The organism is Mesorhizobium sp. WSM4898 (genome assembly GCF_029625845.1).
In the GTDB taxonomy this organism is placed as follows: Bacteria; Pseudomonadota; Alphaproteobacteria; order Rhizobiales; family Rhizobiaceae; genus Mesorhizobium.
Window position 1 is genome coordinate 784349 of sequence record NZ_JARTVQ010000003.1, and the last position, 20158, is coordinate 804506.

Annotated in this window: 20 protein-coding genes and 1 pseudogene; 14 read left to right on the plus strand and 7 right to left on the minus strand. The window is 64.2% G+C overall.

Annotation, left to right across the window (positions count from 1 at the left end):
* Positions 1 to 101: 101 nt before the first annotated feature.
* The gene (locus P9228_RS18705) at positions 102 to 599 is read right to left on the minus strand and encodes a GAF domain-containing protein (protein WP_067000588.1); all 498 of its coding nucleotides are present in this window, start codon (positions 597 to 599) and stop codon (positions 102 to 104) included.
* Positions 600 to 790: 191 nt separating this feature from the next.
* Here P9228_RS18705 and P9228_RS18710 point away from each other — a divergent pair, with 191 nt between their 5' ends.
* Positions 791 to 1687, plus strand: coding sequence for a GlxA family transcriptional regulator (locus P9228_RS18710; RefSeq protein WP_245433081.1), 897 nt, complete (start codon positions 791 to 793; stop codon positions 1685 to 1687).
* A 2-nt stretch (positions 1688 to 1689) separates the two neighbouring features.
* Here the strand turns inward: P9228_RS18710 and P9228_RS18715 are convergent, their stop codons facing one another.
* Positions 1690 to 2037 carry a hypothetical protein gene (locus P9228_RS18715; protein WP_067329908.1) on the minus strand — a complete coding sequence of 116 codons (348 nt, stop codon included), beginning with the start codon at positions 2035 to 2037 and terminating at the stop codon, positions 1690 to 1692.
* A 198-nt stretch (positions 2038 to 2235) separates the two neighbouring features.
* Here P9228_RS18715 and P9228_RS18720 point away from each other — a divergent pair, with 198 nt between their 5' ends.
* The 5 genes and pseudogenes from P9228_RS18720 to P9228_RS18740 form a co-directional block, all read left to right on the plus strand.
* Positions 2236 to 3531 (plus strand): Xaa-Pro peptidase family protein, encoded by a 1296-nt coding sequence (locus tag P9228_RS18720; protein ID WP_067329905.1) that lies wholly within the window; start codon positions 2236 to 2238, stop codon positions 3529 to 3531.
* Entirely contained in the window at positions 3528 to 3857 is a 330-nt protein-coding gene (locus tag P9228_RS18725) for a hypothetical protein (RefSeq protein WP_127241462.1), read from the plus strand. Before P9228_RS18720 ends, P9228_RS18725 begins: the two co-directional genes overlap by 4 nt.
* The gene (locus P9228_RS18730; protein ID WP_067329902.1) at positions 3854 to 4531 is read left to right on the plus strand and encodes an isochorismatase family protein; all 678 of its coding nucleotides are present in this window, start codon (positions 3854 to 3856) and stop codon (positions 4529 to 4531) included. The genes P9228_RS18725 and P9228_RS18730 overlap by 4 nt, the downstream gene beginning before the upstream one ends.
* A 270-nt stretch (positions 4532 to 4801) precedes the next feature.
* Complete coding sequence (locus tag P9228_RS18735) at positions 4802 to 6439, plus strand: ABC transporter substrate-binding protein (RefSeq protein ID WP_278054804.1); 1638 nt, start codon at positions 4802 to 4804, stop codon at positions 6437 to 6439.
* A 17-nt stretch (positions 6440 to 6456) separates the two neighbouring features.
* A pseudogene (locus tag P9228_RS18740) lies at positions 6457 to 6684 on the plus strand (hypothetical protein); the annotation flags it as partial.
* A gap of 45 nt (positions 6685 to 6729) precedes the next feature.
* On the opposite strand, the gene P9228_RS18745 reads toward P9228_RS18740, so the two are convergent.
* Together P9228_RS18745 and P9228_RS18750 are read right to left on the minus strand one after the other, a co-directional pair.
* Positions 6730 to 7512: a hypothetical protein gene (locus tag P9228_RS18745; RefSeq protein ID WP_067000573.1), complete on the minus strand. Its 783-nt coding sequence runs from the start codon at positions 7510 to 7512 to the stop codon at positions 6730 to 6732.
* Positions 7513 to 7760: 248 nt separating this feature from the next.
* Positions 7761 to 8561 (minus strand): hypothetical protein, encoded by an 801-nt coding sequence (locus P9228_RS18750; RefSeq protein WP_278054806.1) that lies wholly within the window; start codon positions 8559 to 8561, stop codon positions 7761 to 7763.
* 143 nt (positions 8562 to 8704) lie between these two features.
* Here P9228_RS18750 and P9228_RS18755 point away from each other — a divergent pair, with 143 nt between their 5' ends.
* From P9228_RS18755 to P9228_RS18785, 7 genes are read left to right on the plus strand one after another with little or no spacing between them, the layout of a single operon-like run.
* Entirely contained in the window at positions 8705 to 9337 is a 633-nt protein-coding gene (locus P9228_RS18755; protein WP_278054807.1) for a DUF4129 domain-containing protein, read from the plus strand.
* Complete coding sequence (locus P9228_RS18760) at positions 9334 to 10545, plus strand: DUF4350 domain-containing protein (protein WP_278054809.1); 1212 nt, start codon at positions 9334 to 9336, stop codon at positions 10543 to 10545. Before P9228_RS18755 ends, P9228_RS18760 begins: the two co-directional genes overlap by 4 nt.
* Positions 10532 to 11488: a MoxR family ATPase gene (locus P9228_RS18765; protein ID WP_278054811.1), complete on the plus strand. Its 957-nt coding sequence runs from the start codon at positions 10532 to 10534 to the stop codon at positions 11486 to 11488. The genes P9228_RS18760 and P9228_RS18765 overlap by 14 nt, the downstream gene beginning before the upstream one ends.
* A complete protein-coding gene (locus P9228_RS18770; RefSeq protein ID WP_278054813.1) occupies positions 11485 to 12789 on the plus strand; it encodes a DUF58 domain-containing protein in 1305 nt (434 codons plus the stop codon). The genes P9228_RS18765 and P9228_RS18770 overlap by 4 nt, the downstream gene beginning before the upstream one ends.
* The gene (locus tag P9228_RS18775; RefSeq protein WP_278054815.1) at positions 12786 to 13802 is read left to right on the plus strand and encodes a stage II sporulation protein M; all 1017 of its coding nucleotides are present in this window, start codon (positions 12786 to 12788) and stop codon (positions 13800 to 13802) included. The genes P9228_RS18770 and P9228_RS18775 overlap by 4 nt, the downstream gene beginning before the upstream one ends.
* Positions 13789 to 14652 carry an RDD family protein gene (locus P9228_RS18780; RefSeq protein WP_067329877.1) on the plus strand — a complete coding sequence of 288 codons (864 nt, stop codon included), beginning with the start codon at positions 13789 to 13791 and terminating at the stop codon, positions 14650 to 14652. Before P9228_RS18775 ends, P9228_RS18780 begins: the two co-directional genes overlap by 14 nt.
* 19 nt (positions 14653 to 14671) lie before the next feature.
* Positions 14672 to 14944: a hypothetical protein gene (locus P9228_RS18785; protein ID WP_164747543.1), complete on the plus strand. Its 273-nt coding sequence runs from the start codon at positions 14672 to 14674 to the stop codon at positions 14942 to 14944.
* A 17-nt stretch (positions 14945 to 14961) separates the two neighbouring features.
* Here P9228_RS18785 and P9228_RS18790 read toward each other — a convergent pair whose 3' ends face one another.
* On the minus strand, positions 14962 to 15648 hold the full coding sequence (locus P9228_RS18790) for a D-lyxose/D-mannose family sugar isomerase (protein WP_067329872.1): 687 nt from the start codon (positions 15646 to 15648) through the stop codon (positions 14962 to 14964).
* Positions 15649 to 15855: 207 nt separating this feature from the next.
* Here P9228_RS18790 and P9228_RS18795 point away from each other — a divergent pair, with 207 nt between their 5' ends.
* Complete coding sequence (locus P9228_RS18795) at positions 15856 to 16914, plus strand: D-TA family PLP-dependent enzyme (protein WP_278054819.1); 1059 nt, start codon at positions 15856 to 15858, stop codon at positions 16912 to 16914.
* Positions 16915 to 17143: 229 nt separating this feature from the next.
* On the opposite strand, the gene P9228_RS18800 is transcribed toward P9228_RS18795, so the two are convergent.
* Both P9228_RS18800 and P9228_RS18805 read right to left on the minus strand, forming a co-directional pair.
* Positions 17144 to 17902: a heme ABC transporter permease gene (locus tag P9228_RS18800; RefSeq protein WP_278054821.1), complete on the minus strand. Its 759-nt coding sequence runs from the start codon at positions 17900 to 17902 to the stop codon at positions 17144 to 17146.
* Positions 17903 to 18098: 196 nt separating this feature from the next.
* Positions 18099 to 19868 carry a glucan ABC transporter ATP-binding protein/ permease gene (locus P9228_RS18805; protein ID WP_278054823.1) on the minus strand — a complete coding sequence of 590 codons (1770 nt, stop codon included), beginning with the start codon at positions 19866 to 19868 and terminating at the stop codon, positions 18099 to 18101.
* Between the last annotated feature and the right edge of the window lie 290 nt (positions 19869 to 20158).

Here is a 20158-nt window from a genome sequence, read left to right on the forward strand (position 1 = left end):
TGGCGAGCGTCATATTCCGCCAGAGATAACGATGCGCGTATGGCAGCGCAAGACAGGGTCGTTGAGCCAGCGGCGGAGCCGTACCGCAGTCCGCTAAGAGTTCAGTCCTCAAAGGAACTGGCGGCCACATAGATCGCGGCAAGCTTCTCGATGCCGGCCTGGTCTTCCTTGTCGAAGCGGCCTGGCAGCGGGCTGTCGAGATCGAGCACGCCGAAGATGCCTTCGTCGTCGCGCAAGAGCACGACCAGTTCCGAGCGCGAGTCGGCATCGCAGGCGATGTGGCCGGGAAAATCGTGCACGTCCTTGATCAGCATCGACATATCGAGATCGACCGCCGTGCCGCAGACGCCCTTGCCGACCGCTATGCGCACGCAGGCCGGCTTGCCCTGGAAGGGGCCGAGCACCAGCTCTTCGTCGGATTGAAGGAAATAGAAACCCGCCCAGTTGAGGTCGGGCACCATCTGGTAGATGAGCGCCGAGGTGTTGGCGGCGTTGGCGATCGAGTCTCGCTCGCCTTCCAGCAGCGCTTTCAATTGCCTGGCCAGCTCATCGTAGAAGGCCGGCTTGTTGCTCGTGTCGAGGGCCGTTGCCGCAAACATCCTGGTCGTTTCTCCGTTGCTAAGGCGCTGAAGCGCCCGCTACAGTTTGGCCTTATCTGCCACCAATGCTGCGCGCGGGAAATACACAAGTCGTGAGCGCCATTCTCGCCAACCGAAAACGCGACCGCGCGCAGCCGGAGGCAGGCGAGACCCCGCTCACCTTTGCGGTGCTGGTCTTTCCCGGCTTTCCGATGATGGCGTTTTCTTCTGTCATCGAGCCGCTGCGCGGCGCCAACATTCTTGCGAAGCGCGACTGCTACCGATGGGTGATCGTCGGCGCGGATCAGGGCACGGTCGAAGCCTCCAACGGCGTCGTCATCCAGCCCGGCTTCTCGGCCGCCAACGCACCGAAGGTCGATCGCATCGTCGTCTGCTCGGGCGGCGATGCCGACCATGTCGTGGCCGACGAGGCGATGAGCTGGATCCGCAAAAGCCTGCGCGGTGGCGCGCATATCGGCGCGGTGGCGGATGCGGCGTTCTTCCTCGCCCGCGCCGGCCTGCTCGACGGCCATGCCTGCACCTTGCACTGGACCAGCCAGGCCGCTTTCACCGAGGCGTTTCCCGACATCGAGCTCAGGCGCGATCTCTTCGTCATCGACCGCAAGCGTTTTACCTCGGCCGGCGGCGTCGGCAGCCTCGACATGATGCTGGAGATCATCACGCGCGACTACGGCGCCGAGCTTGCCGCGGGTGTCGCGGAATGGTTCGTGCACTCTCCCCTGCGGTCGAGCGTCGACCGCAAGCTGATGCCGCTGCGCCTGCGCACCGGGGTGCAGAACGAGCTGGTGCTGTCGGCGATCGCCATCATGGAGGACGCGGTCGAGGAACGGCTCGGCATGGCGGAGCTGGCTGAGCGGCTTGGGGTCTCGCCCGACAAGCTCGAGCGCAATTTCCGCGCCGAGCTGGATATCTCGCCGAACGGCTATTACCGGCGGCTCAGGCTGAAGCGCGCCGCCGATCTGCTGGCGCATTCGACGCTGATGGTGCGCGATGTTGCGCTGGCGTGCGGTTTTGCTTCGATGTCGAGTTTCGCGCGGGCTTTCAAGGAGGAGCATGGGCAGGCGCCGAAGGCGATGCGGCGGCGGTAGGATCAGAGTTCAACGTCCGGTTTGCCAGTTTCCGACCGGACTTTGACAGGCGGCGATTTCTCGGCGGCGACGTTGGGCCTTGCCTCTTCATAGGTCGCCGCGACATCCCAGATCACCCCTTGGCGATTGGAAGAAGGCGGAAGGTCCAATGTCGGGAATGCTTTGTTGATTTTGTTGATAGCCCAAACCAATCCGACGATAATGCCGAAATATGCCGCCAGACATGCGAGCATGGTTGTGTTGCCAAAATCGTCGGCCAGCCAATGCAGAATCGGCTGAATATAGGCCAGAAGGCAGAAGCTGAAAAAAAGCAGGATGTATAAGGGGCCAAGCGCTATTCGATAATCCACGGTGTGGTCCGCAATACCAGATTATTCAGCGACTTTACCACAAAGTCTCAAAGCTGATGAGGCATCGAGCAGAATTTTAGCGGTTGCAGTTCCACACGGCCAGCGGCATCCGGCACAGCACGAGCGGCTTTCCGCACAATACCTTCTCCCCTCCTGCGCCATGGTCGGCATTTACAACCTACTCAAGGCCAGGCACCCATGAGCATCGTCGTTTTCGATCCAGACAGCACCGAGGATGTGGACTTCAAGGACCGCATGCGCCATCCGGCCGCGGCCGATCCCGCCGGCGGCATGTGGCTCTCCGACACCGAGCCCTCCTTCATCGATGCGGACGCACTGCGCAAGGGGCGCCTCGCCAAACTGCGCGCCTGGATGCGCGAGGCGGGCTATGGCGGCGTGGTGCTGTTCGACCCCTATAACCAGCGCTACGCCACCGGCTCGCGCAACATGTTCGGCTATTTCCTGCGCAATTCGACCCGCTACTTCTTCATCCCGACCGAAGGGCCGATCGTGCTGTTCGAATATCCGCAGAGCTACCATGTCTCGATGGTGCTCGACACGATCGACGAGGCGCGTCCTTCCAAGCTCGTCTGGTCCTCCGTCTCCGGCCGCGACGACGAGACGGCGGGTCCGTTCGCCGACGAGATCACCGAGTTGCTCAAGAAGCATGGCGGCGGCTCGATGAAGCTCGGCCTCGACCGCTGCAGCCATCTGCAGGCGCTCGCCCTGGAAAAGCGCGGCTGCGAGGTGAAGGACTGCCAGGGCGAGATTCTTGCCGTGCGTGCGGTGAAGACGCTAGAGGAGGTGAAATGCCTGCAGGCCTCCATGGCTGGAGCCGAAGCCGCGGTGGCCGCCGTGCGCGAGGCGATCAAGCCCGGCGTTTCCGAAAACGAGCTCTTCGCCATTATGTATCACGAGGTGATCCGCCAAGGCGGCGAGTTCATCGAGACCCGGCTGCTGACTTCAGGACAGCGCACCAATCCGTGGTTCAACGAGGCGAGCGGCCGCAAGATCAGGCCGGGCGAGCTGGTCGCGCTCGATACCGACACCATCGGCTGCTACGGCTATTATTCCGACTTCTCGCGCACCTTCCGCTGCGGCCCGGGCAAGCCGACGCCCTACCAGAAATCGCTCTACCGCATGGCGCACGACCAGGTGCAGCACAACATTTCCATCGTGAAACCCGGCATGGCCTTCCGCGAGATCGCCGAGAGGGCCTGGAAAATCCCGGACCGCTTCGTCGACCAGCGCTATACCTCGGTCATGCACGGCGTCGGCATGCATGGCGAGACGCCCTTCATCGCCCACGCGATGGATTACGAGACGTACGGCCGCGACGGCATGATCGTGCCGGGCATGGTGGTGAGCGTCGAAAGCTATATCGGCGAGAAAGGCGGCCGCGAGGGCGTCAAGCTGGAGGACGAGATTCTCATTACCGAAACGGGGACCGAGCTGCTTTCGCGGTTTCCTTATGAGGATGAGTTTCTGGAATGAGCGGTTTGATGCCGATACGCTGTGTTGGCGCCGCCCATACGTTGTCGCAGGCGTTCGAGATTGGCCGCAGCACTCATGTCGTCGTCATCCTCGGGCGAAGCAAGGTGCGAAGCGACGCGGCGCAGACCCTAGGATCCATTCCGTTACGTCCGAGCGCCGCAACGGTGCAGAATTCTGTTGGGCCGCACTCTTCGGTCAAGGTAACGGAATGGATTCCAGGGTCTTCGCGACGCCGCTTCGCGGCTGCTTCGCGCTGGAATGACGAAGCTGATACGCTGCGGCACATTCCGACGCGCCGCCGCACCCCTTTGAGAGCATCCGCATGAAATCCCCCATTTCCATCCGGCGCGGCACGGTGGCCGCGGTGTTCATCGATCTCCAGGAGGAGCATCGCAAGGACAAACGCTATCTGGTCGAGGGCTTTGCCGACATCCTCGCCAACGTCGAACGCCTGCAGGAGGCGGCGCGGCGCAATTTCGTGCCGCTCTATCATTGGGCCTATATCGTCGACCTCGCCGAGGCGCGGCCGTTCCATCCGCTCGACGAGAGCGGCAAGTCGGCCTTCTCCGACAAGGACGATCCGCTGACGGCGATCTGCCATGAAGTGGCGCCGCAAAACGGCGAAGCCACTCTGGTCAAGCAGGAAGCCAGCGTCTTCGGCAAGAACGATTTTGGCGACAAGCTCGAAGCAGCCGGCATCGAATGGCTGGTGATTGCCGGCGTGTGGACCGAAGCCTGCATCGACGCCACGGTGAAGGACGCGGTGGCGCACGGTTTTCGCGTGCTCCTGGTCAAGGATGCCTGCGGCAGCGGCAGCAGCGCCATGCACCAGACCGGCATCCTCAACCTCGCCAACCGCCTCTATGGCGGCGCCGTGACCAACACGCTCGACGCTTGCCGGCTGATGGCAGGCGACACGGTGAGCGTGTGGCAGGTCGAGGGATCGGTGCCGCTGCGCTTCACCTTCGAGAATGCGGCGCAACTTTACGCAGAGCTCTGACCGCGAAGACCGGAGACCCAGCCGCCCGGCAAGGCGCAGCAATTATGCGCGTCAGCCAACTTTAGCCTGCGGAACAGCGCACAAGAATTGCGGAAAACCAAACATTTCGTCGCGGAAAGCGGACCTATGATCCCCTCGCAGGCAACGGCGCCCAGCGGCCGTATCCGCCTCCGCGCCTGACGGCAGGGGGGCGCCCCTGGGTTTCGTGCAGGTCGTTGCCGCCAAAAGCCGCCGCGCGGGCGACCTGCACCAACAATAGAGGGAACGACAATGAAATTCATGCTGACCGACAGAAAACTGCACCCGCGGGCAAAGCCGACCGCGGGTGATTTCAAGAAGGGCGCGATCAGCCGGCGCGAGTATCTGGCGCTTATGGCCGGCTTGGGCGTCAGCGCCGCCGGCGCGCTGGCGCTGGGCGGCCTTACTCCCTCGCCCGCTCGGGCCGAGGAGCCGAAGCGCGGCGGGGTCCTGCGCGTCGCCATGAACGTGAAGGGCTTCAAGGATCCGCGCACTTTCGATGGCGTCGAGATGTCGAATGTCGCGCGTCACTGCAACGAATATCTGGTGCGCTGGAAAACCGACTTCACCTTCGAGCCCTGGCTGCTCGAAAACTGGGAGACCAGCGACGACGCCAAGACGATCACGCTTCACGTGCGCAAAGGCATCACCTGGTCGAACGGCGACACTTTCAACGCCGACGACGTGATCCACAACCTCAACCGCTGGTGCGATGCCTCGGTCGCCGGCAATTCGGTCGCCGCGCGCATGGGTGCGCTGGTCAACGCCGACACCAAGAAGCCGGTCGACGGCGGCATCCAGAAAGTCGACGACTACACCGTCAAGCTCAACCTGCCAAAGTCCGACATCTCGCTGATCGCCGGCATGGCCGACTATCCGGCGCTGATCATGCACCGCTCCTATGAAGGCGATGCCGATCCGAAGAAGGCTTTGGCCATCACCACCGGCCCGTGCGAGTTGGTGAGTTGGGACGCCGAGACCGGTGCGGAGGTGAAGCGCAAGGACAAGTGGTGGAAGGGCGAGTTCTATCTCGACGGCATCAAGTGGGTCGACTACGGCTCCGATCCCAACGCCATGCTGTCGGCTTTCGAATCCGGCGAGATCGACACCGACCACGAGACCGCCTCGGACGCCGTGTCGCAGACCGAGCAGATGGGGCTCGAAAATTCCGAGATCGCGACCGGCTCGACCATCGTCGCGCGCTTCAATGTCGGCAACGCGCCCTATGACGACGTCAAGGTGCGCCGTGCCGCCCAGCTTGCCGTCGACAATGCGGCCGTGCTGAAGCTCGGCCTCGACGGCAGGGGCAAGCCCGCCGATAACCACCATGTCGGACCGATGCATCCCGAATTCGCCGATATCGGCCCGGCCAAGCGCGATGTCGACGCAGCGAAGAAGCTGTTGGCCGAATCCGGCAAGGCCGAGCACGAATACGAGCTGATCTCGGTCGACATCGAATGGCAAAAGAGCACCGCCGACGCGATCGCCGCCCAGATCCGCGAGGCCGGCCTCAAGATCAAGCGCACCGTGCTGCCGGCCGCCACCTTCTGGAACGACTGGAGCAAGTTCCCCTACTCCTGCACCGAATGGCTCGGCCGTCCGCTCGGCGTCCAGGTGCTGGCGCTGGCCTATAAATCAGGCGCGGCCTGGAACGAAAGCGCTTATTCGAACAAGGAGTTCGACGAGCTTCTCGATAAAGCACTTGCGACGCCGGACGCCGCCCAGCGCAAGGAGATCATGGCCAAGATCGAGCAGAATTTGCGCGACTCCGGCATCATCATCCAGCCCTACTGGCGCTCGGTCTACCGCACCTACCGCAAGGGCGTGCATGGCTGCGAGCAGCACCAGGCGCTCGAGCAGCATTTCGAGACGGTCTGGCTCGAGTCCTGATTCCTCCCAGGACCGATCGCGACGATCTGGGCCTCAGCGGCGCCGTGCAGCGCTGCGCCCAGCATCCGGACAATGTCTGGGCGCTACACGGGCTGGTCGAATGCCTGAAGGGGCGCCGCGAGAGCGAGGAGCTGCCGGGCTTGCAGGCGAAACTTGCTTTGGCGCTGACCAAGGCGGACGTGCCGATCACATCGTCATGCCTCTGCCGCACGAGCGTGCAGGCAGACCACTGCTGTTGTCGTTGAGACAGCGGGCGGCCGCCCTCAAAGTGGAAGGCGGCCAGGCCGTTGCTAAGAGAAGATTTTCGCCAATTCGTCGACGCTGGTGCCTTCCTTGACTTGGCGCAGTTCGACATAGCTGACCGCGGTGGCAACGGAGAGCACCATCGAGACGACGGCCTGCACCACGGCGGCGCCCAGTTCGGCGAGGATCCCGCCGAAGAGAAGCAGCACCACCAGGATCCCCCACTGGATGACCATCGCGATGATGACCAGGATGAGGAAGAGGCCGAACAGCGACCAGCGATTGCCTTTGGTCAGCGCTCGGCTGCGCGACATCGAGCCGAATACGCCCAACCGCTCCTGGATGAGAACGGGAACCGACATCGACCAGCCAAGCCACAGGATGATGCCGGGGACGATCAGCGCGATCATAGCAAGCGCAGAGCCGATGCCGACGAGCAGGCCGATCGCAAGCGTCGGCAATAGGAAGCGGATGGCAATCTGCACGCTGTCGCCGAAGGATGGCCGCCTTCCGTTCAGATCCTCGATCGTTGCCCGCACCAGCGACGACTGGAGCAGCAGCGTGAAGACGAAGGAAATCAATCCCGCGAGGATGCTGAGATAGGAGTTGCGCAGCACCGCGTTCGGATCCGCCATGGCACTCGGATCGCCGTTCATAACCGCTTCCATCTGCGGTTGGGTCCACAACCTGATGAGCAGCGTCGGCAGGCCGGCGAACAAAAGCCCAAGCCCGACGCAGAGTCCTATGTTGCGCGTGATGACGGCAAAAGTGCTGTTGAACACCCTGCCGATTTCGAATCTGCCTGGTCGTCCCAATGTCGCAGTGGTCATGATAGCTTTCCCCCGAGCCGCCGCCGAATCCAATTCGGCAACTTCAAAGTAAATTTGCCAAGAACTGCGAGCTCCGTCCAGTGGACTTGCAATTGTTTCGGGTATTCCCGGTGTGAGCCAGAACCGCCGGCTGCAGAAAAAGCTCACGGTCGCGCTCTGATTTGAGGCCAGGATGACGATTTTCAGGCAGGCTCTCAGCGGGGGCTGCCGCTCACCAGCACTTCGGCCGGCCTCGCCAGCATCCCAGACTACGAGAATATCTCCGCCAGTTCATCGACGCCGGTGCCTTCCTTGACCTGGCGCAGTTCGACATAGCTGACCGCGGCTGCGACGGAACCCACCATCGAGCCGATGCTCTGGACCATGGCGGCCACGACGGCGGCGACGATGCCATGGAATAGATAAACGACCACTCCGGTTATGGATTGAATCACGAGCCCCATGATGACCAGGATCACGAAAAGGCCAAACAGAGCCCAGCGGCTGCCTTTGGTCAGGGCGCGGCTGCGCGACATCGAGCCGAAGACGCCCAAGCGCTCCTGAATGAGCACCGGTATTGCCACCGACCAGCCGAGCCCGAGGATGATTCCGGGCACCAGCAAGGCAATCGAGGCCGCGCCCACGCCGAGCGCTACAAGCAGACCTATGGCGACCGTGGGCAACAGGAAGCGGATCGCTGTTGCGATGGAATCCCCGAAAGTCGGCTTCTTGCCGTTCATGTCCTCGATCGCCACCCGGACGAGGCTCGACTGCAACAGAACCGCAAAGGCGAGATAAAGTATTACAATGACCGCAGTTCCAATGATGAAGCCGAGCTTGTGGTTCGTGATAGCCGCGGCAAAATTCGCCGGATTTCCAGTATGGGAATTCAGACCCACGTGCTGGGTGACCAGTTGTGGCATGAGTTGGGTGACCAGTTGCGGCAGTCCTGAAAACAGCGCCGCAAGACCAACGCAGAGTACAATATTACGACCGATCACGGAGAAAGTGTTGTTGAACACTCGGCCGATCTGATACTTCTCCTGCCGTACCAACGCGGCTGAAGTCATGACCCCCTCCCCTGCTTGGCCGCTCCACGCCAGCCAATCGCCCCAAAGCAAATCTGCCAGTATTGACGAGACGCGTCCAATCACTTGCAATTGTCCTGCGGTATTGCCAGTGTCGAACCCGTAGGTAGCAGGGGAGCGAGTTGGTGACAGCGGCGCAGCCGGCCACAGCGGACGCCGAATGGCTGGCCAAGATGCACAAGCAGCTGCTGGCTGACGATTCGATCCAGTTTGACCTGCCGGGGCTGGTGCGGCCGGAGCCGCCGGAATGGCTGAAGCCTTTTCTGGAAGCCCTGGCAAAGCTAGGCCCTTACATGGTCTATCTGTTCTGGGGCGCGGTGATCATCGGCGTCGCAATCATCGTGTTCCTGCTCGTGCTCGAGGCGAAGGGCATCGCCTGGCGGCTGCCGTGGCGGCGCGTGAGCAAGGAGGCGGAGGCGCAGGAGGAATGGCGCCCGGATGCCGGCGCGGCTCAGATCCTGCTCTCCGAAGCCGATGCGCTCGCCGCGCGCGGCGACTATGACGAGGCGGTGCATCTGCTGCTCCGGCGCAGCGTTGCCGACATCGCCAGCCGCCTGCCCGACTTCCTGCGCCCGTCGCTGACCGCGCGCGACATCGCCGCCGCAGGTTCCATCCCGTCCCGCCCCCGCGCTGCCTTCAGTGAGATCGCGCGCATCGTCGAGGCTGCCTTGTTCGCTCGCCGGCCGGTCGGCGCCGAGGGCTGGCAGCAGGCGCGCGGCGCCTATGAGCGCTTTGCCTTCCGGGATGCCTGGGCATGAGCGCGGAGGCGACAGAGGCACAAGAGCCGTTCAGCCGCAGGACGCTGTTCTGGGGCATCTTCGCCAGCCTGCTCGCGGCCGCCGGATTTTTCCTGCTCTCGACCTACGCTCCGGACTTTCGTCAGCCCCAGGGCGGCGCAACACCGCTCTCCAAGGGCGGCACCGGCTATGCCGGGCTCATGGAATGGCTGAAGCTCACCAACGGGCAGGCGCCGCCCATGGCGCGCGGGGAGAAGGATCTGCAATCTCCCCTGGCATCCACATTCCTGCTGATCGTCACCATCGCGCCCAACAGCGACCCGGCGGCGCTTCAGCGCATCATCAAGCTCCGCTTGGGCAAGCACACGCTTTTCGTGCTGCCCAAATGGGTCACCTTTCCGCAGCCGGGCCAGGAGGGCTGGGAGACGAAAGTCGAGCGGCTGCCCGCAACGGCGGTCAACGACTGGCTCGGTCGCCTCGCCAAGGCCAAGCTCGGCGACGGCAAGCCATCGGTCGATCGGATCGATATAGAGGGGCGCAAGATCGCCGTGCCCGAGGAGTTGCAATGGGTAGCCGACAATCATCCGCTGATTGCCGCGGGTGACGGCAAGGCTGTTCTCACCGAACTCGACAGCGAACCCTTCTACATCCTGACCGATCCCGATCTCATCAACAACGCGGCGCTGAAGGATCCCCAAAAGGCGGCAGCGGCGCTCGACATGATCGCCATGCTGGAGCCCGCCAAGGGCGCGGTTATGTTCGACCTGACGCTTCACGGCATCGGCCAGAACTACGATCTCGGCAAGCTCCTGGTCGAACCGCCCTTCCTGGCGCTGACGCTGTCGGTGCTGGTGGCGGCTGCCCTCGCCTTCCTGCACGGGCTCGGTCGCTTCGGGCCGCCGCGCACCGAGGGTCGCGCCATCGCCTTCGGCAAGCAGGCGCTGGTCGACACCACGGCAATGCTCCTGAAGCGGGCAGGACGGCTGCAGGAACTCGGCGACCGCTATGCCGCGCTGATGCGCCAGCGCGCCGCCGCGCTGCTTGGCGCGCCGCACGGGCTGCAGGGTGAAGCGCTAGACCGCTGGCTGGATTCCCGCGACAAAAATGAAGCGAACGGCTTCACCGCGCGGTTCAAGGCTGCGAACGGTTCCAAAACATTGGCCGCAATGCATGAAGCAGCGGAAGAGCTGCATGACTGGACGGCAAGGAGGCTCGGTGAACGTCGTTGAAGTGAAAGCCCTGGCGAGCGCGATCAGGGAAGAGGTGGCTAAAGCGATCACCGGGCAGCGCGACACGGTCGATCTGATGCTGACGGCGCTGTTCGCCGGCGGGCATATATTGCTCGAAGGTCCGCCCGGTACCGCAAAGACCATGACCGCGCGCTGCTTCGCGCAGGCGCTCGGCGTCGCCTATGGGCGCATCCAGTTCACGCCCGACCTGATGCCCGGCGACATCGTCGGCGCCAACATCTACAATTTCCAGACCGGCCAGTTCACGCTGACGCGCGGCCCGATCTTCTGCGATCTGCTGCTTGCCGACGAGATCAACCGAACGCCGCCGAAGACGCAGGCTGCACTGCTCGAAGCCATGCAGGAGCACGCTGTCACATTCGACGGCACGACCCATTCGCTCGGCAAGAACTTCATGGTGGTGGCGACGCAGAACCCGATCGAGCATCAAGGCGTCTATCCACTCCCCGAGGCCCAGCTCGACCGCTTCCTGTTCAAGCACCGGGTCAGCTATCCGGACGCGCAGGAAGAACGTGCCATCATCATCCACCACGGCGGCGGCTCCGCCTCGCACAACATCGAGCAATACGGCATCAAGGCGCAGACCGACCGCAAGACGCTGGAGGCGGCGCTTGCCACAGTGGGCGCCGTCACGCTGGTCGACGACGTCGTCGGCTACATCGCTGCCCTCGTGCGCGGCACGCGCGAAAGCCCGGATCTGGAGGTCGGCGCAAGCCCGCGTGCCGGCGCCATGCTGGCGCGCGCGGCGCGAGCCCGGGCCGCGCTCGACGGCCGCAACTATGTCATCCCCGACGACGTCAAGGCTTTAGCCGTGCCGGCGCTGCGCCACCGCGTCATCCTCTCGCCGGCGGCGCAGATCGACGGACGGCTGGTCGAGCAGATCGTGTCCGACCTCGTCGACCAGACGGAAGCGCCGCGTTGATCTATCCGAGCGGCAGAGCGGTATGGGCGGCGGCGGCGGGAGCGATTCCCGCCTTCCTGACCGCGCTCGCGCTGCCGCATGTCTGGTATCTCGGGCTGCTCTGGATTTGCGCATTGCTTGCCTTCCTGGCGGTCGACGCGGCGGCCGGGCGCGGACGCGCGTCGCTCAGCGCCACGCTCACCGCGCCGCCGCAGGTCGGCGTCGGCGGACGTTTCACGCTGCACATCGCAGCCGGTCTCGGGGCGCGAACGCGGCGGCTGCAGGCGCGCGTCGGGCATGACCAGCGGCTGGCGCCGGTCAACGGCACGGGCGGCACGCTGCCGGCGAATGGCGGCACGCTCGATCTCGAATTCGACGCCGTTCGGCGCGGCATCGCCAGCTTCGATCGGCTATGGCTGCGCTGGCAAGGGCCGTTCGGGCTGGTCTGGAACCAGGCCGTGCTGCCGGTGGACCGCAAGATAGCGGTTTTGCTCGATGTCAGCCGCGCGCGCGACGAGGCGATCACGCTGCTGCAGCGCTCCGCTCTTGCCGACGGCCATGCGCAGAAGCGCGCCGGCCAGGGCCGCGAGTTCGAGGCGCTCAAGGACTACCAGCCCGGCATGGGCCGGCGCATGATCGACTGGAAGCGCAGCGCCCGCCACGGCAAATTGCTTGCCCGCGAATTCCGCATCGAAGAGAACAACAACATCGTCTTGGCCATCGATAGCGGGCGGCTGATGTGCGAGCCGGTCGAGGGCGTGCCGAAAGTCGACCGGGCCGTGACGGCGGCGCTGTTGTCCGCCTTCATTGCGCTCAAGGGCGGCGACCTCGTCAGCCTGTTTTCTTTCGACGCCAGGCCGCGCGTTTCCAGCGGCGCCGTGCGCGGCTCGCCGAGCTTCACCATGATCCAGAAGCGCGCCGCCGAGATCGACTATTCGACCGAGGAGACCAATTTCACCCTGGCGCTGACGACGCTCGCCGCGAAGCTCGACCGGCGCTCGCTGGTCATCGTCTTCACCGATTTCGTCGACTCGATCAGCGCCGAGCTGATGCTGCGCACCGTCGGGCGGCTGACCGAGCGGCATCTGGTGCTGTTCATGCTGATGAAGGATGTCGAGCTGGAGACCTTGGCCGATATGGCGCCTACCGTCCCGGAGGACGTGGCCCGCGCGGTCACCGCCGGCGACCTGCTCAAACAGCGGCAGGTGGTGATCGGACGCCTCAGGCTGCTCGGCGCGCATGTCATCGAGGCCGACCACCAGCGGCTCGGCCCCGCCCTGGTCGAGCGCTATATCCAGCTCAAGGAGGAAAACCTCTTATGATGCTGCCCGCCGGCACCGATACGCTCCGCCAGTCGCTGGCAAGCTTCCGCCAGGAGCGCGAGGCCGGCTGGAAGGCGTTCGAGGCGCTGCTTGCCCGCGTCGAGAAGCGCGCGCCGCGCGCGCTGTCGGAAGACGAGCTGCTGTCACTGCCCCTCCTCTACCGCTCGGCGCTGTCCTCGCTTTCGGTGGCACGCGCCACTTCGCTCGACAGCGCGCTCATCGCCTATCTCGAAGCGCTCTGCCTGCGCGGCTATTTTTACCTCTATGGCGCGCGGCGATCCTTGAGAACGCGCATCGGCGACTTCTTCCTGCACGACTGGCCGGCGGCGATCCGCGACCTGTGGCGCGAGGTGTGGGCGTCGGTCGCCCTGACGGTGATCGGTGCCGCTGCCGGATACTGGCTGGTCGCCTCCGACAAGCGCTGGTACGACGCCATCATCGCGCCGAGCCTCGCCGGCGGGCGCAATCCGGATTCGTCGGCCGAGATGCTGCGCAGCGTGCTCTATGGCGGCGGCGACCACTTTCTCTCGGGCTTCGCCGCTTATCTCTTCACCCACAACACGCAGGTGTCGATCCTGGCCTTCGCGCTCGGCTTCGCCTTCGCGGTGCCCAGCGTGCTGATCATCCTGATGAACGGCTGCATGCTCGGCGCCATCTTCCAGATCTATGCCGCCAAGGGGCTCGGTTTCGAGCTCGGCGGCTGGCTGTCGATCCACGGCACGACGGAGCTTTTTGCCATCGCCATCGCGGGCGCGGCCGGCATGCGAATCGGCACCAGCATCGCCTTTCCCGGCGAGCTGACGCGCATGGCCGCGGCCTCACGCGCGGGCCGCGTGGCGGCGACCGCGATGGTCGGCGTCGTCGTGATGTTGCTGTTTGCCGGCCTGCTCGAAGGCATCGGCCGGCAGACGATCACAAGCGATATCGCCCGCTATTCGATCGGCGGCGGCATGCTGGCGTTCTGGATTTCTTATTTCTACCTGTTCCGGATGGTGCGGCATGGCAACGGCTAGGAATCCCGCCGCGCTGGTGCGCCCGCTGGTCACGCCGGAGGGCGTGGACCTGCGCGTCAAGCTGGCGGATGCCGGGACGCGGGCTTCCGGATTCCTGCTCGATGTGGTGATCATCGTCGTCGCCGCCGTCGCGGTCAGCCTTGTCGCGATCTTCGGCCTGGGCGGGCTCGGCGTGAAGGACGCCGAACCGCTCTTCATCGTCTGGATCATTTTCATCTTCCTGCTGCGCAACGTCTATTTCATCGCCTTCGAGGCGGGCCGGCGGGCGGCGACGCCCGGCAAGCGGATGGTCGGCGTCCGCGTCGCTTCGCGCAGCGGCGCCGGCCTCAGCCTCGACCAGGTCATCGCGCGCAACCTGATGCGCGAGATCGAGGTGTTCCTGCCGCTGTCGATCCTGGCGGCGCGCGGCAGCGCCGGCGTCGCCGACACGCTGTCGACCATCTTCGGCCTGGTGTGGGCGCTGCTGTTCTCCTTATTCCCGCTCTTCAACCGCGACCGGCTGCGGATTGGCGACCTGCTCGCCGGAACCTGGGTGGTCGAGGCGCCGAAGGTGGCGCTGCTCGAGGATCTGTCGCTGCGCAAGGATCCGGTCGCGACCCGCTTCCAGTTCAGCGCCGCGCAGCTCGACGCCTATGGCATCGCCGAGCTGCACAAGCTGGAGGAAGTGCTGCGCCGCGACGACTATTTCGCGATGAAAGCGGTGGCGGAAACGATAGGCCGCAAGATCGGCGCCAGGGTCGAGCCAGTCGATTCAAGGGCATTCCTCACCGCCTATTACGGCGAGCTGCGCGCGCACCTGGAGCGCAAGCTGCTGCTGGGCAATCGGAAGGCGGACAAGTACGCGCGGTAGACGCCTAAGCGAGGGAATGATGAGTTCGTTGCCCGAATTCGAACTTCAGGAAATGGAATCGCGGGCGGCCGCAGCCTGCCCCGGACCGTGGAAATCTTGGGACGAAGGTCGGGATTTCGACGGAGGATCCAACTTCATCCAGACCGGCAACGGCGCAGAGCGCGGCGAAGACATTGAAAGGTCCGGTGCGACCGTCGCGGAGCAAGATTTCATTGCGGCTGCGCGGCAGGACGTTCCTCGCCTGGTCGCGGAAGTGCGCCGGCTGCGCGCACTCCTTAATCAGACCGGATAGAGCCTCAGCGCCCCCGCCTACCCCACCCACTTCTCGTAGTCGGACACCAGAAGGTGAACCGGCGCCACATCCTCCTCGATGTTGGAGAAGCGGCCGATCGGATCGCGGAAGACGTTGTCGGTGAGGTCGTCATTGACGGTCGAGACCTCGCCGATCAGCACGTCCTTGCCCTCGGCCCAGAAGGCGTGCCAGACGCCCGGCAGCAGCGTCACGCTCTGGCCCGGGTCGAGCTTCAGGAGCCCGCCGGCGGGCAATCTGGTGATGGTGCCGTCGACCGGCACCGACACTTCGGCCTTCGGGTCGATGCCGCCGTCGCGGTCGTGCATGAACAGTTCCAGCACCAGCTTGCCGCCGCCGCGGTTGATGATGTCCTCGGCCTTAATGTTGTGGCGGTGCATGGGCGACAGCTGGTCCTTGCGCGAGATCATGATCTTCTCGGCGTAGAGCATGCCCATGCCGAGCTTCATGTCCGCGTAGCGGCCGTTGCGGACGGTAAAAAGGAAGAGACCAAGCTCATCGAACTTCTCCTGGCCGTAGTCGGTGATGTCCCAGCCGAGACGCGAGCTGAAAATGGCCGAAGAGTCCGCCTTGTGCGCCTTCATCTCTTCCGGCGACCAGTAGGCGAAGGGCGGCATGATGTAGCCGAACGAGCGGATGAAGGCGTCGGCTTCGCGGATGATGTCGTTGATTTTGGAGCGCTTCATGGTCGTTTTCCTTCCGGCCGCTGCCTGCTGAAATCTGCCAACCCGAATATCGCAATGCCGGTCCGCTGTCGACGCAAACTGGCGGCTCTGGCCCCGTGACATCCGGCCCGAACGAGCCCATAACCCCAACGGGTTTTTGATTGCGCATGTCTTTATCCCGAAACCGGTTCCCACTTTCGGGAGACATGCTTTTGAACGGTGATTTTCATGGCAAGCATAGACGATCTCGACACGCCGGCGATCCTGATCGACGCGGCCCGCGCCGAAGCCAACATCGCAAAGGCGCAGGCGCATGCCGACCGCCACGGGCTGAAGCTCCGCCCGCATATCAAGACGCACAAGCTGCCCTACTGGGCGAAGAAGCAGGTCGCGGCTGGCGCGGTCGGCATAACCTGCCAGAAGATCGGCGAGGCCGAGGTGATGGCCGATGCCGGGCTTGAGGACATTTTCCTGCCCTACAACATTCTCGGCCGCGCCAAGCTGGAGCGGCTGAAGGCACTGCATGGCCGCGTCACGCTGTCGGTCACGGCGGACAGCCACGAAACGCTGTCAGGGCTAGCCGCGACCTTCACCGATACCGGCCACCCGCTGCCGGTGCTGGTCGAATGCGACACCGGCATGGGCCGCTGCGGCGTGCAGAGCCCGGCCGAAGCGGTTGCACTGGCGAAAGTGATCGACCAGGCCAGAGGACTAACCTTCGGCGGGCTGATGACTTATCCGGCGGCGGGCCGCGCCGCCGAAGCCGAGGCGTGGCTGCGGAACGCGCGCGAGACGCTTGCGGCGGCCGGGCTCGAATGCCGGCGCATCTCCAGCGGAGGCACGCCGGACATGTGGCGCTCGGGCGAGGACAGCGTCGTCACCGAATACCGGCCCGGCACCTACATCTATCTCGACCGCTACCAGGTCGCCAAAGGCGTCGGCACGCTCGACGATTGCGCGCTGACGGTGCTGGCCACCGTGGTCAGCCACCCGACGCCCTCCCGCGCCATCCTCGACAGCGGCAGCAAGGCTTTGTCCTCCGATACGCTAGGACTGCCGGATTTCGGCGAGCTGCTCGGCGTGCCCAGCGCGCGAGTGACTGGACTGAGCGAGGAGCACGGCAACGTCACGCTTTCAGACGGCGGCGCCCTGCGCATTGGCGAGCGCGTGCGCGTGGTTCCCGATCATTGCTGCGTGGTGACGAATTTGTTCGACCAGGTGCATCTGATCGACGGCGACAAGGTGCTGGAAACGCTGCCGGTGGCGGCGCGGGGGAAGATGGCTTGAGGATCCTCAGACGCACGCAGATGTTTTAAGTTCGTCTAGGCTGGCGGGACAGCGCCCCCCGTGTCCTGCCGGACATCTCCCCCACTTTTGGGGGGAGATTGGCGGCTCGGGCGTCGCGCCCTCCTCCAAACGCTGAAAGTTGCCGAAAGCCACCATCCTTGTGGGGGAGATGTCCGGCAGGACAGAGGGGGGCGAGAAGGAACGCGACAGACCGCTATTGGTCGAAAATCTACTGCCGTTCCGCCTGCCGCGCCGCAACCCTGCGCATCGCGATCACGCGGCGCCTGAAAATCTCCGTGCGGATCGCCATCAGGTGCAGCGCGAAGAACAGCACGGTGAAGCCAAGCGCCATCACGGCGAGCGGCCACAGCATCGAAGGGTCGATGGTCGGGCCGCCGAGGCGGAAGACCGAGGCCGGCTGGTGCAGCGTGTTCCACCAATCGACCGAGAATTTGATGATCGGTATGTTGATGAAGCCGACCAGCGTGATGATGGCGGCGGCCCAGGCGGCGCGGCCGGCGTCGTCCAGTGCGCGGGTCAGCGCGATAATCCCAAGATACATGAGGAAAAGCACGAAGACCGAGGTCAGCCGAGCGTCCCACACCCACCAGGTGCCCCACATCGGCTTGCCCCAGATCGAGCCGGTGATCAGCGCGAGCGCGGTGAAGGTGGCGCCGATCGGAGCCGCTGCCTTCAGCGCCACGTCGGCCAGCGGATGGCGCCAGACCAGCGTGCCGAGCGCCGAGATCGCCATGATGGTGTAGCACATCATGGCAAGCCAGGCGAAAGGCACGTGGATGTACATGATGCGCACCGTGATGCCCTGCTGGAAATCCTCCGGCGCGGTGAAGCTCATATAGAGGCCGACGCCGAGCAGGATCGCAGCGGTCGCCGCGAGCCACGGAATGACCTTGTCGGCCAGCCCGACGAAGCGCGTCGGGTTGGCGAGATTGATCCAGCCGGCGAGGCGTGAGGTGGTGTCGCTCATGCCGATCTAAATAGACCGGCGATGCATCAGGGGCAATCGGACGGTTGTCGCACTCTTTCCTTCTCCCCTTGTGAGAGAAGGTGGATCGACGCGCGAGCGCCGAGACGGATAGGCTGCGCGACGGAGTGAGACGCTGGTCTTCCTGGAACACCTTCATCTGTCGCCTGCGGCGACCTTGTCCCACAGGGAAGAAAGCTTACGCCGCTTCCGTCACTGGACGGCTGAGGCGACGGACCTCCTCGTCGTTGAGCAGGCCGCCGGCGCGCAGCAGGGCTGCGAAGCGGCCGTTGCGCAGCGACAGCTCGGTGAAGCCGCCGTATTCGACCACCTTGCCCTTGTCCATGAAGACGACCAAGTCGGCGTCGCGCACGGTGGTCAGGCGGTGGGCGATGATGAAGGTCGTGCGGTTGCGGCGCAGTTCGTCGATCGCTTCCTTGACTCGGTCCTCGGTCTCGACGTCGAGCGCGCTCGTCGCCTCGTCGAGCACCAGGATCGGCGCATCCTTCAGCACGGCGCGGGCGATGGCGATGCGCTGGCGCTCGCCGCCCGAGAGCTGGCCACCGCGCTCGCCGACGACGGTATCGTAGCCGCTGCTCTTGGCCAGGATGAAGTCCTGTGCGGCGGCGGCATTGGCGGCGGCGTGCACCTCGTCATTGCTCGCATCGGCACGGCCGACCCGGATGTTATCCTCGATCGAGCGGTTGAGCAGGCCGGCGTCCTGGAAGACGGTGGCGATCGAGTGGCGCAGCGACTTGCGGGTCACCGTGCGAGTGTCGATGCCGTCGATCAGGATGCGGCCGCTGGACGGCGTGAACACGCGCTGCAGCAGGTTGATAAGCGTCGTCTTGCCGGCGCCGGTCGGGCCGACGATGGCGACGGTCTTGCCGGCCGGCACCTCGAAGGAGACATTCTCGATACCATGGCCCGAATTCGCGAACTCGAAGCTGACGTCCTCGAAGCGCACACGGCCGGTGACGTTGGTCAACTCGCGCAGGCCGTCCGGCTCGGCGGTTTCGGCGGCCGAGTCCTCGAGGCGATAGAAATCCTCGAGCTTGGCGCGGGCCTCGGAAATCTGCGTCGTGAAGGCCGACATCTGGTCGAGACGGGCGATCAGCATTCCGGCAAAGCCGGTGAAGGCGACGACGTCTCCGACACGAAGCTCGCCACGCGTGACGAGATAAGCGCCAATCGAGAGCACGATCATCATCGAGATGGTCGACGACAGGCGGTTCAGCGCATTGGCGATCGCCCACCAGTCGAGCACCGGGTTCTGCGCGTCGAGCAGGTCCTTGACGTAGCGCTTCAGCGTCGCGGTCTCATGGCCGATGCGGTTGTAGCTCTGCAGCACGGCGACGTTGCTGACGCTGTCGGTCACATGGGCAAAGACGGTGTGGTAGTGGCGCTCGACGGCGGTCTGCCCCGACTTGGTACGGCGCATGACGATACGGCCGATTCCGACGTAAAGCACGCCGAGGCCCAGCAGCACGATTGACATGCGGATGTCCATGGAAAGCGCGGTCGGCACCAGCAGCACCAGCGCAATGGCCGTCGAGAGATGCACGCGCATGAATTCGAGCCACAGGCTGAACAGGGTTTCGACGGCGCGCAGCAGCGTGTGCAGCGAATTGGACGTGCCGCGCTGGTGGTGCCAAGCGAGCGGCATGGTGATGACGCGCTCGAAGGACTGGCACAGCACTTCCGAACGCCGGGCATGGGCGAAGCGGTCGGCGCCGCGCGACACCAGCACGAAAGCTATGACATTGAAGACACCGAGAGCGGCCCAGACGGCGAGCGTCGAAAACACCGGACCTTTTTCGGAAATGGCGCCGATCACCCGGCCCAAAAGGATCGGCTCGAGAATGGCGATCGCGGCAAGCGCGACGTTGGCGCCGCAGATCAGCGCGACGCGCTTCTTGTCCGCAGCCAGATAACTCAGCGCTCTAAAGTAGATCTGCAGAAGTGACACTTCAGCTACTCCGCCAAACTCTTGTCTGTGCTCAATGTCGGTATTGTGCGCCGCACCATTTTTTGACACGTACCGGTTTATGTGTCGCGAAACAATGCGTCGTCTATCCCTTCCGTTCCCATTTAGCGAACAAAAGATGACGACGGTGCGAAATCTGACGTGATCACCTAACGGTTTGAGATAAAAGGTGAAATGTCAGCCTTGCGGCAAAACAATGGCACCTGCCCAGCGCTGCCACATTTTTAATCACTTGGCGCTTGCTTAGCCGTGCCTGAAGCAGCGTGGGCGCA

Bases quoted from the DNA above. Each gene is read 5' to 3' on its own strand.
- P9228_RS18705 (WP_067000588.1), bottom strand. From the start codon at position 599: ATGTTTGCGGCAACGGCCCTCGACACGAGCAACAAGCCGGCCTTCTAC.
- P9228_RS18710 (WP_245433081.1), top strand. From the start codon at position 791: ATGATGGCGTTTTCTTCTGTCATCGAGCCGCTGCGCGGCGCCAACATT.
- P9228_RS18720 (WP_067329905.1), top strand. From the start codon at position 2,236: ATGAGCATCGTCGTTTTCGATCCAGACAGCACCGAGGATGTGGACTTC.
- P9228_RS18725 (WP_127241462.1), top strand. From the start codon at position 3,528: ATGAGCGGTTTGATGCCGATACGCTGTGTTGGCGCCGCCCATACGTTG.
- P9228_RS18730 (WP_067329902.1), top strand. From the start codon at position 3,854: ATGAAATCCCCCATTTCCATCCGGCGCGGCACGGTGGCCGCGGTGTTC.
- P9228_RS18735 (WP_278054804.1), top strand. From the start codon at position 4,802: ATGAAATTCATGCTGACCGACAGAAAACTGCACCCGCGGGCAAAGCCG.
- P9228_RS18745 (WP_067000573.1), bottom strand. From the start codon at position 7,512: ATGACCACTGCGACATTGGGACGACCAGGCAGATTCGAAATCGGCAGG.
- P9228_RS18750 (WP_278054806.1), bottom strand. From the start codon at position 8,561: ATGACTTCAGCCGCGTTGGTACGGCAGGAGAAGTATCAGATCGGCCGA.
- P9228_RS18760 (WP_278054809.1), top strand. From the start codon at position 9,334: ATGAGCGCGGAGGCGACAGAGGCACAAGAGCCGTTCAGCCGCAGGACG.
- P9228_RS18775 (WP_278054815.1), top strand. From the start codon at position 12,786: ATGATGCTGCCCGCCGGCACCGATACGCTCCGCCAGTCGCTGGCAAGC.
- P9228_RS18780 (WP_067329877.1), top strand. From the start codon at position 13,789: ATGGCAACGGCTAGGAATCCCGCCGCGCTGGTGCGCCCGCTGGTCACG.
- P9228_RS18785 (WP_164747543.1), top strand. From the start codon at position 14,672: ATGAGTTCGTTGCCCGAATTCGAACTTCAGGAAATGGAATCGCGGGCG.
- P9228_RS18790 (WP_067329872.1), bottom strand. From the start codon at position 15,648: ATGAAGCGCTCCAAAATCAACGACATCATCCGCGAAGCCGACGCCTTC.
- P9228_RS18795 (WP_278054819.1), top strand. From the start codon at position 15,856: ATGGCAAGCATAGACGATCTCGACACGCCGGCGATCCTGATCGACGCG.
- P9228_RS18800 (WP_278054821.1), bottom strand. From the start codon at position 17,902: ATGAGCGACACCACCTCACGCCTCGCCGGCTGGATCAATCTCGCCAAC.